Source organism: Acinetobacter schindleri CIP 107287 (assembly GCF_000368625.1).
GTDB lineage: Bacteria > Pseudomonadota > Gammaproteobacteria > Pseudomonadales > Moraxellaceae > Acinetobacter > Acinetobacter schindleri.
In genome coordinates, this window is sequence record NZ_KB849575.1 from 355,979 (window position 1) to 365,191 (window position 9,213).

11 protein-coding genes, 2 tRNA genes and 1 riboswitch are annotated in these 9,213 nt (G+C 43.4%); of the genes, 4 read left to right on the plus strand and 9 right to left on the minus strand.

Annotation, left to right across the window (positions count from 1 at the left end; translation table 11 throughout):
- Window positions 1-79: 79 nt before the first annotated feature.
- Together F955_RS04850 and trhO are read right to left on the minus strand one after the other, a co-directional pair.
- Entirely contained in the window at window positions 80-358 is a 279-nt protein-coding gene (locus F955_RS04850; RefSeq protein WP_004814898.1) for a hypothetical protein, read from the minus strand.
- 205 nt (window positions 359-563) lie between these two features.
- Window positions 564-1,496, minus strand: a complete 933-nt coding sequence (gene trhO, locus F955_RS04855) for an oxygen-dependent tRNA uridine(34) hydroxylase TrhO (protein ID WP_004891935.1) — start codon at window positions 1,494-1,496, stop codon at window positions 564-566.
- A 188-nt stretch (window positions 1,497-1,684) separates the two neighbouring features.
- Here trhO and F955_RS04860 point away from each other — a divergent pair, with 188 nt between their 5' ends.
- Entirely contained in the window at window positions 1,685-2,173 is a 489-nt protein-coding gene (locus F955_RS04860; protein WP_004891939.1) for a DUF1289 domain-containing protein, read from the plus strand.
- Window positions 2,174-2,217: 44 nt separating this feature from the next.
- Window positions 2,218-2,829 carry a LysE family translocator gene (locus tag F955_RS04865; protein WP_004891942.1) on the plus strand — a complete coding sequence of 204 codons (612 nt, stop codon included), beginning with the start codon at window positions 2,218-2,220 and terminating at the stop codon, window positions 2,827-2,829.
- A 66-nt stretch (window positions 2,830-2,895) separates the two neighbouring features.
- On the opposite strand, the gene ribB is transcribed toward F955_RS04865, so the two are convergent.
- On the minus strand, window positions 2,896-3,555 hold the full coding sequence (gene ribB / locus F955_RS04870; protein WP_004891945.1) for a 3,4-dihydroxy-2-butanone-4-phosphate synthase: 660 nt from the start codon (window positions 3,553-3,555) through the stop codon (window positions 2,896-2,898).
- A 106-nt stretch (window positions 3,556-3,661) separates the two neighbouring features.
- A riboswitch (FMN riboswitch) is annotated at window positions 3,662-3,816 on the minus strand.
- A gap of 170 nt (window positions 3,817-3,986) precedes the next feature.
- Between ribB and F955_RS04875 the strand changes: the two genes are divergently transcribed.
- Window positions 3,987-5,792: a DUF2157 domain-containing protein gene (locus tag F955_RS04875; protein ID WP_004891946.1), complete on the plus strand. Its 1,806-nt coding sequence runs from the start codon at window positions 3,987-3,989 to the stop codon at window positions 5,790-5,792.
- On the plus strand, window positions 5,789-6,373 hold the full coding sequence (locus tag F955_RS04880; protein ID WP_004891949.1) for a GDYXXLXY domain-containing protein: 585 nt from the start codon (window positions 5,789-5,791) through the stop codon (window positions 6,371-6,373). Before F955_RS04875 ends, F955_RS04880 begins: the two co-directional genes overlap by 4 nt.
- Before the next feature lie 72 nt (window positions 6,374-6,445).
- Here F955_RS04880 and panD read toward each other — a convergent pair whose 3' ends face one another.
- The 6 genes from panD to F955_RS04910 all read right to left on the minus strand — a co-directional run bounded on the left by panD (window position 6,446) and on the right by F955_RS04910 (window position 9,197).
- Window positions 6,446-6,826: an aspartate 1-decarboxylase gene (gene panD, locus F955_RS04885; RefSeq protein ID WP_004891952.1), complete on the minus strand. Its 381-nt coding sequence runs from the start codon at window positions 6,824-6,826 to the stop codon at window positions 6,446-6,448.
- Window positions 6,827-6,969: 143 nt separating this feature from the next.
- Window positions 6,970-7,551 (minus strand): aminoacyl-tRNA hydrolase, encoded by a 582-nt coding sequence (gene pth / locus F955_RS04890; RefSeq protein ID WP_004891955.1) that lies wholly within the window; start codon window positions 7,549-7,551, stop codon window positions 6,970-6,972.
- Between the two features lie 19 nt (window positions 7,552-7,570).
- Complete coding sequence (rplY, locus tag F955_RS04895) at window positions 7,571-7,867, minus strand: 50S ribosomal protein L25 (protein ID WP_004891957.1); 297 nt, start codon at window positions 7,865-7,867, stop codon at window positions 7,571-7,573.
- Window positions 7,868-7,966: 99 nt separating this feature from the next.
- A complete protein-coding gene (locus tag F955_RS04900) occupies window positions 7,967-8,920 on the minus strand; it encodes a ribose-phosphate pyrophosphokinase (protein ID WP_004891961.1) in 954 nt (317 codons plus the stop codon).
- 36 nt (window positions 8,921-8,956) lie between these two features.
- Window positions 8,957-9,031: transfer RNA gene (locus tag F955_RS04905), tRNA-Gln, on the minus strand.
- A 91-nt stretch (window positions 9,032-9,122) separates the two neighbouring features.
- A tRNA-Gln gene (locus F955_RS04910) sits at window positions 9,123-9,197 on the minus strand.
- Between the last annotated feature and the right edge of the window lie 16 nt (window positions 9,198-9,213).

Consider the following 9,213-nt stretch of genomic DNA (forward strand, 5'->3'; position numbering starts at 1 on the left):
GCAGTTAATTGAAAATACTGCTTTTATCCTACGGAGTATTCCAGAATGGGTAAAGTAGATAAATTGTAGATCGCACAAATTAGCTATGCGTGAGGGTATAGATATAAACTCGACGCAGCAGATAGGCACTGAATACTGGCAATATACTTAATAGCAAAAATTGCACGATGCCAGTGTTGATGTGATAGCCAATAAATAGCGCTAAGATCGCACCAATAACAGTTCCTAGCACAACAATAAAAAGATGTGATTCATGTTCCAGCTGGTCCATGACTTCAACAGTCCGCTGTACTTTTACTTGATCCTTGCGTTGAAACTGAACAATATTATCTTCATATTTTGCGTAGGATTTTGCCATTTTGTGTTCCTTTTCATATAAAAAATATATTTAGTAATTAAACACTTAGGTGGAAAATGATTACTGTATATAGATTATCAAGACTTTTTCTTTTTAAAGGGGAATCTTGGTAAAAGCGTGTTGAGATTTTTATTTAGATTGTGAAGTTTGTGTAACAATAAGCCCTCAAATGAGGGCTTTTATACATCTAGTTACATTCTACACATTATAAACGTTTACGTTTTGCAGCGAGGATTTGTGACTGGCGCATACGGAAGCCTTCTTTTTGCTTCTCAGTTGTTTTGTCAATACAGTACACACAAGATACACCGTGTTCATAGCTTGGTAATGCTGCTTCCTCGGGAGTTAGTGGCCAGCCACATGCGTGACATTTAGTATTTTGGCCTTCTTCCATACCGTGAGTTACGGCAGTACGGCCATCAAATACGAAACATTCACCTTCCCATAGGCTCTCTTCTGGTGGGGTTTCTTCCAGATATTTCAAAATACCACCTTTCAGGTGATAAACCTCAGTAAAGCCTTCTTGAAGAAGTAAAGAGGTCGATTTTTCACAACGGATCCCGCCTGTACAGAACATGGCAATTTTCTTGTCTTTATGCTGTTCCAGATTCTGTTTCACGTATTCTGGGAATTCGCGGAAAGTTTCAGTTTTCGGGTCAATCGCACCCTTAAATGTACCGGCCTTGTATTCGTAGTCATTACGGGTATCGACCAGAATCACGTCATCACGCGCAATCAGCTCATTCCATTCTTTAGGATCAAGATAATGACCGACAAGATCACGTGGCTTAACAGGTACACCTAAAGTCACGATTTCTTTCTTCAGTTTGATCTTCATCTTACGGAATGGCTTGTCAGAGCTATGAGACTCCTTGTATTCCATTTCGTTGAAGCCTTCGTCCAGAAGGAACTGATGTACTTTGTCGATGGCTTCACGGTTACCTGCAACGGTACCGTTAATGCCTTCGCCTGCTACAATTAGAGTACCGCAAAGGTCGATGGTTTTTACCAGGTCAAGGAGGCGTTGCTGAAGACCTGCGGGGTCTTGAACTTCCTTAAATTGATAAAGTGCGGCAACAACCCAACCAGTCGTCGCTTGCTGTTCTACAGGTGCAAGCTGTTCTACAGTAGCGTTCATGGAATACTCCAACGTAGCATGATATTTGAAAGGCGCACATTTTAACGTGATTTGCATGATTATGCGAGTAAAACCCATAGCATTTATAGGGACTTCAATTCATGCAGGAGAGCGTGTATAGTCTTGCCCGACCCGGTATTATTGCAGACCTGCCTGTGCTGAAATGATCAGCAATGTTGGAGTAAGTTTTGAGTTCAGATCGTCGTATTGCATCTTTAACCCCATGTGCAGGGCGTTGCTCGACCGTATTTGGTGATGCGGTATGTCGCGGTTGTCGCCGTTTTAATCATGAAGTGATTCAGTGGAATACCTATACGGCTGAACAGCATAACGCAGTATGGCAACGTCTGGATGCACAACTTGATCAGATTCTAGTCCCGATGCTACCTCTGGCAGATGTGGCCCATGTCGAGAAATTTGTATTGTCCAAGCGGGTGCGGTTGCGTGATGATGCCAGTAAAGGGCGTAAGCTCTACCATGCATTAAAATTGTGTGAAAAAAACCGGCATTTGACTGATGAGAGTGGCCTAGGCATTCATTACAAACAGGTACGTCCGATTTGGGATGAATTTGAACGTCGAGTATTGGCATTGGCAAAAGCCAGTTATGATCTGGCATTCTTGCGTGCTGATGGGATGAGTCAGCATCTGATCCAAATGGAAGAAGAGGACGAGTAGGTCCTCTTTTTTTATGCTGACTATATTAGACAAGGAGGAATGGGGTGAATATTACCGAATATCTGCTGTATTGTCTGGCCGTAGTAATCATGATCGCGACACCCGGGCCAGTAATGTTACTGGTCGCTAGTGCCGGGCTCAAAGGCGGCTATAAGCATGCCTTGCGGACTATTTTCGGGACTAACTTTGCCTCACTGGTTCTGATTGGTTTATCCATTCTCAGTCTAAAAGGTCTTCTGGTTGTTAACGAAAATTGGCTGAATGGCATTAAGCTACTTGGCTGTTTTTATATTGCCTGGCTGGGAATTCAGATTTTCAGAGAAATCTGGCAAGGGCAGGGATCAACTGGACCACAAAGCCTGCAGCCGGTACAGGGCGGCTTTCGTACCGGTTTTCTGGTAGGTATTTCTAATCCCAAGGATATTATTTTCTTTGCCGCCTTTTTTCCGCAATTTATAGGCATTAGCCCAAACCTCGATTTAAGCTTGGTGATTCTGACAATTAGCTGGATTGTTCTGGATTTCCTCACCCTGTCACTGGTGTATCTGGGTTTTCAGCGATTATCTCGGTCTCAGCTTTATCCGCATTTACTGGGGCTATGCGGCTTGATCTTGTTAATGGTTGCTTTATATGGGATTTATTCCATCTTCAGTTAATTCAATCAATATATACGACACAAAAAATCCCGGACCAAATGCCGGGATTTTCTTTTTTAAATAGACTTATATATTGTGTTGATGACGGTACTGTACCAGTTCATCAATAGTAATTAGGGTCAGTTGATGCGTCTGTGCATATGACAGAACCTGAATACCAGAAGCCATGCTGCCATCCGGATTGGTCAGTTCACACAACACTCCGGCAGGTTTTAAACCAGCCAGACGCGCAAGGTCAATAGTACCTTCAGTATGACCACGCCGGGTTAAGACACCACCTTCACGGGCGCGTAATGGGAATACATGACCAGGACGATTCAGATCACTGGCAACTGCGCCGTCTTTAATCGCTGTTTTAATTGTAGTCGTGCGGTCTTTGGCAGAAACACCGGTTGTTACACCCTCTGCTGCTTCAATACTTACAGTAAAGGCAGTTTTAAACTGACTAGAGTTATCTTGTACCATTGGTGGCAACTCTAAATGATTTGCCAGCTCATCAGTCAGACATAAGCAAACGATGCCTGAACCATCACGAATCATACGCGCCATGGTTTCTACAGTTAAAGTTTCAGCTGCCACAATCAGATCGGCTTCATTTTCACGGTCAAAATCATCCATGACCAGGACAGGTTTTCCTTGGCGGAGATTTTCGAGTGCCTGAAGGATACGTTGTTCAGCAGGGGCTAAAGCAGAAAAGAAAATTTCGGGTTGAATCAAACTTGACATTGAAATGCTCACCTAAACTAAAAATATGATTGAACATTTCAGGACTGAGTGAAAATAGGCTTATAGCAAAAACAGGTGTATGCACAGCATACAGCCTTGGTGCTGCTTTCGTCTTCTTTCATCCGGACTATACCGTCGGCTCTGGATTTGCACCAGATCTGCAGATCAATCGAAATTGACCGCTCGTGGGCTAATTCAAGCCTAATTATAAAAAGCTGAAATTACCACCGGTGGGGAATCACACCCCGCCCTGAAGCGATGTAAGAGCATTATAGTCCTGATTTTAAAAAGATGGGATGGTTGAAATGGAAAGTAATTTGCAGAATTTTAGATAAACAAAACAGATAATCTGAATTAGCCAGGTTTTTAGCAAAATACTGGAAACATGCTATGGTGTGAGGAAGATTAGAAATCCTTCAATCATTCTAACAATGCATAAAACTGAGCTGATCCGAAATAATCAATTTTCGCCCTTGCTGTTCTGCAATGTAGAAGTACTACGTTATTTAAAAATCTTGGGCTTGGCACTCATCACGGTCAGTTTGCTGTATTTAATGGCAGCGAACTGGTGGATGCTGCCGGATCCGGTTCAGCTGGCAATCCCGATGCTGATTTTACTCTGTAGTGCAACAGCAAGTATTTACTTCGACCAGCAGGAATGGGTGAGACAGAGTCTGGATACAGTATCTGGTCTCATGCTGGGTTTAAGTCTGGCAGTGATTGGGCAGATTTATCAAACTGGCGCAGATAGTTATCTGTTATTTTTGCTCTGGTCAGCCTTGCTCTTACCATGGCTCTATCGCTCCAATATTGGCATTTTTGTCATGCTTTGCGTAGTGAGCCAGCTGACGTTGTATCTGTATTTTAAACAGAGCTTCTGGATGGGAAGAGCAGAAGGGTTGTATTTGCTCGGTCTAAATTTGCTGACAGCACTTAGCTTTGCGTATGCCATGCGCTATTACGCGCTGCTACGTTTTCTGTTTATCGCATGTGTGATCGTGATTTCGATCAGCAGCATGATGCAGTTTATTCATCACTCTAAGCTGATCTATTTAGCTTCTTCAGTTGTTTTACCGACAGGTGCCGCATTTTATTTTTATAGGAAACATCAGGCGCTAGAAGCCATTCTTCTCATTGCAGGTTTGGCTGCCAGTGTGAGCTTATGGGTATTTGACCTGGTTGAAAATCAACTGACCAATTCAGCTACTGGACTATTTGTGCTAGCTGTGCTGATTTTTGGCTGGTTTGCCTTAATTAGTTTTGCTTTAAATAGAATTTTTCCACAAACCAAATTCTCCGTGATTCCTCTGGCACTCGGTGCTTGGATTTCCGGGATTATTCTTGCAGTCCTGTTACTGACTTACTGGGAAGCCTTTTCGATCTTAATGGGGATCATCTTTATAGGCATCGCCTGGAAACTGCTGGGTCAGCAGACTTCAGTTTTTATGCGCCAGTTTGCCTATTGCTTGTGGATCTGTGGTCAGGCAGCAGTTTTAATTCATACAGAACTGCTCACCGACAGTATGTTTGTAGTCTTGCTGCTGCAATTATTAATGCTGGGGCTTACTACCATCAAACGGATGCACTGGTCTATTTTGACCCTGCAGCTGCTGATGACGCATGCATTAGCAATCGTGGTTCTGGTCTTAGAGAATTCTTTTAAACATGATGACATGGTGATCAGTATCATACTCAGCTTGAACTATGTCATTTTCATCGGACTATTCCTAACAGCGCGTTATTGGCAATCTTCGCATTATCAGAAAAGTATCTTTCTCTGGATGATTGCCATGCTGACAGGTTCAGCGGTGGTTCAGGCGGTAACCGGATTAGAGCACTGGCAGAGCATCGGCCAGATCAGCTTTGACCAAGTCCTGCTGTTTTATATTTTTCCGAGCTTACTGTTGTTCAGTTTTATTTGGCAAAACAGACAGCAATTTTCTGAAAAATGGCTCTGGCTAGTTCCGGTTCTGGGTTTATTACTGATCCTGCTGGGCTATTTTGAAATTTTTATCATTATGCTGCTCATGGCTTGGGCTGTAGTCTATCAGCAACAACTGATTCAAGCTCTGTCGATTTTATTGCTGATCTTTTGGTTATGGATGCTGTATTACAATCTGGGGCTGAGTTTCCTGGTAAAGAGCCTCACGATTTTCATCTCAGGTCTCATGGTTTGGTGCATGGTCTATGGCTTAAAGCAGGTAAGGATTAGACCTGGTCAGGAGGAAACTGCATGAAAAAGTTTCTTCCTCTGATTCTGGCCGGATTCAGTATTCTGCTCTTTGTGGGATTAATCCTGAAACATGAACAGCATTTAGCGAACAGCCAGTCCATTTTCGTCGAGCTTGCTCCGGTCGATCCGCGCTCAATCTTGCAAGGCGATTATATGGCACTGAATTATGAGCTGCATTTCGAGGGTGATGCTGAAGCGGATCGTGGAGAAGAGGGTAGTTTAGCGGATAAGAAAATTGCAGCCTTAGAAAAGCGTATTCAGGATCAGACACATCTTCTAAGCTATATACAGCTAGATGATCAGCATCATGTGATTCAAACTAGCCTGGATAAAAGTCTTTTGAAAATTGCTCCAGAAACTTCAATGTCACTTATTTTAAAAAATCCTTCCAACCGATTAGCCAATTTATATCCGGCAGCGAATAGCTTTATGTTTGCAGAAGGATTGGAGCCGTGCTATCGCAACGCAAAATATGCCGAGATTAAAGTTAAAGACAATGGACAGGCTTTATTGGCGAATCTAGTGGATCAGAATCTGCGAGCTTTAAATTGCGAAAGCCAAAAAGACTGGGTACAAGGCAGTTAATTAAGATCTATTTTTAGAAGTATTTTTCAATAAAAAAGCCCGCATCATTGCGGGCTTTTTAAAATCTTGGACTTAAGCTACTTGCACAGGAATACAGTTCGCTGTGTGGTTCACCGTGTTGTCTGGATTTGCATAGACAAGGCGTGGTTTGTGGGCATTTGCTTCAGCTTCAGTGAAATCACCGAAAGTCGCGATAATCATTAGATCACCGACATCTGCTTGCAGCGCAGCGCCACCATTAACAGAAATGATGCCTGAACCTTCTTCACCGCGGATTGCATAAGTGGTAAAACGCTTACCATTCGTCACGTTCCACATATGAATTTCTTCATATTCGCGGATGCCTGCCAAATCCATCAAAACGCCATCAATTGCACATGAACCTTCATAATGTAATTCTGCTTGTGTTACGACACAACGGTGGATTTTAGCTTTTAATAAACGAGATAGCATGTAGCGTCTCCTTGGTGGACCTAAGAGTTTGATCTTATGGTTAAATCAGTCTGACTTGAGATATTGTGAACAATCAAGCAACCGCATTTTGCTCTGAAATACGAAAGATGGCAAGAAAGATTATTCAACAATTTATAGAATGATCAGTTTGGTTTATAGGCATTGATTTGATTCATGGCCTGTTGTACTTCACCATTGACCAGCATCTTGATGCGATTCATGGCATGTGCAATCGCATCATCCATTAAAGCCTGCTCACTGCTTGGTGCCTTACTCAGTACATGACCGGACACGCGTTCCTTAGAACCTGGGTGACCAATACCGATACGTAAGCGATGGAAGTTCGGACCGATGTGCGGCACGATATCGCGTAAACCATTGTGACCACCGTGACCACCGCCAGTTTTCAGGCGAATGATTCCTGGATTCATATCCAGCTCATCATGTGCGATCAGGATTGACTCAGGAGCGATGTTGTAGAATTTGGCAAAGGGAACAACACTTTTACCAGAAAGATTCATGAATGTTGTTGGAAGAAGTAGACGGACGTCTTGACCTTCGATATTGCCACGACCGCTAAATCCATTGAATTTTGGGTCTTTTTTGAGGGAAATGCCATATTGGTCGGCAAGGCGTTCTACGAACCAGAAGCCTGCATTATGGCGGGTCTGGGCATACTCAGAACCTGGGTTGCCCAAACCTATAATCAGTGAAATATTTGACACTAATTTACACCATCAACACTTATGCGCGTTTGAAGTCAGCGTGCATAGGTGTGTTTTTAGCTGGATGACGTTGAAGCGCTTGGATTTTAACGCTTTCAGTTTTGCCGTCGATGTTGATTTCAACAACTTCTTCGAAGAAAGCATTGCTTTCTAAAGCTTTAACAAGCTCACGAAGTTCAAGAGTAACAGCTACAGGAGCAGCTTCGCCACCGTAGATGATTGCAGGCACTTTGTTTTGAAGACGAAGGCGGCGGCTCGCACCTTTCCCTTGTACTGCTTCTTCACGTGCTGCTGCGTTTAATACGAAGTTTGCCATGATAGACATCCTATTTTAAGTTTAATTGACTAGATCTGCGACCAATCTAGTGAGTAAAAGCCCCGCCAAATGGCAGGGCTTTGGAAATTCAGCGCTATATTATAGATAAGAATCGAACATTGCGCTAATAGATTCTTCGTTGTTAATACGACGAATTGTTTCAGCAACCATGCTTGCTACTGAAACCTGGCGAATCTTACCAAGAGATAAAGCTTCTTCTGAAAGCGGAATGGTATCAGTTACAACCAGTTCGTCGATTACAGAATTTTTAAGATTTTCAATCGCTTTACCAGACAGTACCGGGTGAGTTGCATAAGCCACAACTTTACGAGCACCGAAAGTTTTCAATGCATCAGCTGCTTTGCAAAGCGTACCCGCTGTATCCACCATGTCATCAACAATGACACAGTCACGATCTTTTACATCACCAATCAAATGCATCACTTGTGATTCATTCGCTTTTTGACGACGTTTATCGATGATTGCCAGGTCGATATCACCCATCTGTTTCGCAACAGCACGAGCACGTACTACACCACCAACGTCAGGAGAAACAACCATCAGGTTATGATGCTGTTGTTGACGTAAGTCAGCAAGCAATGCTGGAGTACCGTAGATGTTGTCTACAGGGATATCGAAGAAGCCTTGGATTTGGTCAGCATGAAGGTCGATCATCACTACACGGTCAATACCCACAGTTGTCAGCATATCTGCAACAACTTTTGCGGTAATTGGTACACGGGTAGAACGAGGACGACGGTCTTGACGGGCATAACCGAAGTAAGGAATAACGGCGGTAATACGACCAGCACTTGCACGACGCAGCGCGTCAGCCATCACGAGGACTTCCATCAGGTTGTCGTTCGTTGGGGCACAAGTAGGTTGTACGATAAATACGTCTTTACCACGTACATTCTCAGTGATTTCTACAGCAATTTCACCATCAGAAAAGGTAGAAACAGATGCAGCACCTAGAGGAATGTGTAAATGGCTTACGACTTTTTGAGCGAATTGTGGATGCGCGGTTCCACTAAAAACGACAAGATTGGGCATGAAGCACCCTTGGCGGTTAGGAAATATGGGAATAGATGGCAGGGGTAGCTGGATTCGAACCAACGGATGGCGAGATCAAAACCCGCTGCCTTACCACTTGGCGATACCCCTAATGCGGCAGAACTTTAATATTTTTGCGGTATTGTGTCAAGGTAAATTAACACTCTTACTGCAAAACTATGTCCTGTCTTTTTTGAGAAAATGGCAGGGGCGGCTGGATTCGAACCAACGGATGGCGAGATCAAAACCCGCTGCCTTACCACTTGGCGACGCCCCTAATTTGATGACTGTAA

Coding starts and splice junctions, on each gene's coding strand:
- F955_RS04850 (WP_004814898.1), bottom strand. CDS start 358: ATGGCAAAATCCTACGCAAAATATGAAGATAATATTGTTCAGTTTCAA.
- trhO (WP_004891935.1), bottom strand. CDS start 1,496: ATGAACGCTACTGTAGAACAGCTTGCACCTGTAGAACAGCAAGCGACG.
- F955_RS04900 (WP_004891961.1), bottom strand. CDS start 8,920: ATGCCCAATCTTGTCGTTTTTAGTGGAACCGCGCATCCACAATTCGCT.
- F955_RS04880 (WP_004891949.1), top strand. CDS start 5,789: ATGAAAAAGTTTCTTCCTCTGATTCTGGCCGGATTCAGTATTCTGCTC.
- rplY (WP_004891957.1), bottom strand. CDS start 7,867: ATGGCAAACTTCGTATTAAACGCAGCAGCACGTGAAGAAGCAGTACAA.
- ribB (WP_004891945.1), bottom strand. CDS start 3,555: ATGTCAAGTTTGATTCAACCCGAAATTTTCTTTTCTGCTTTAGCCCCT.
- F955_RS04875 (WP_004891946.1), top strand. CDS start 3,987: ATGCATAAAACTGAGCTGATCCGAAATAATCAATTTTCGCCCTTGCTG.
- panD (WP_004891952.1), bottom strand. CDS start 6,826: ATGCTATCTCGTTTATTAAAAGCTAAAATCCACCGTTGTGTCGTAACA.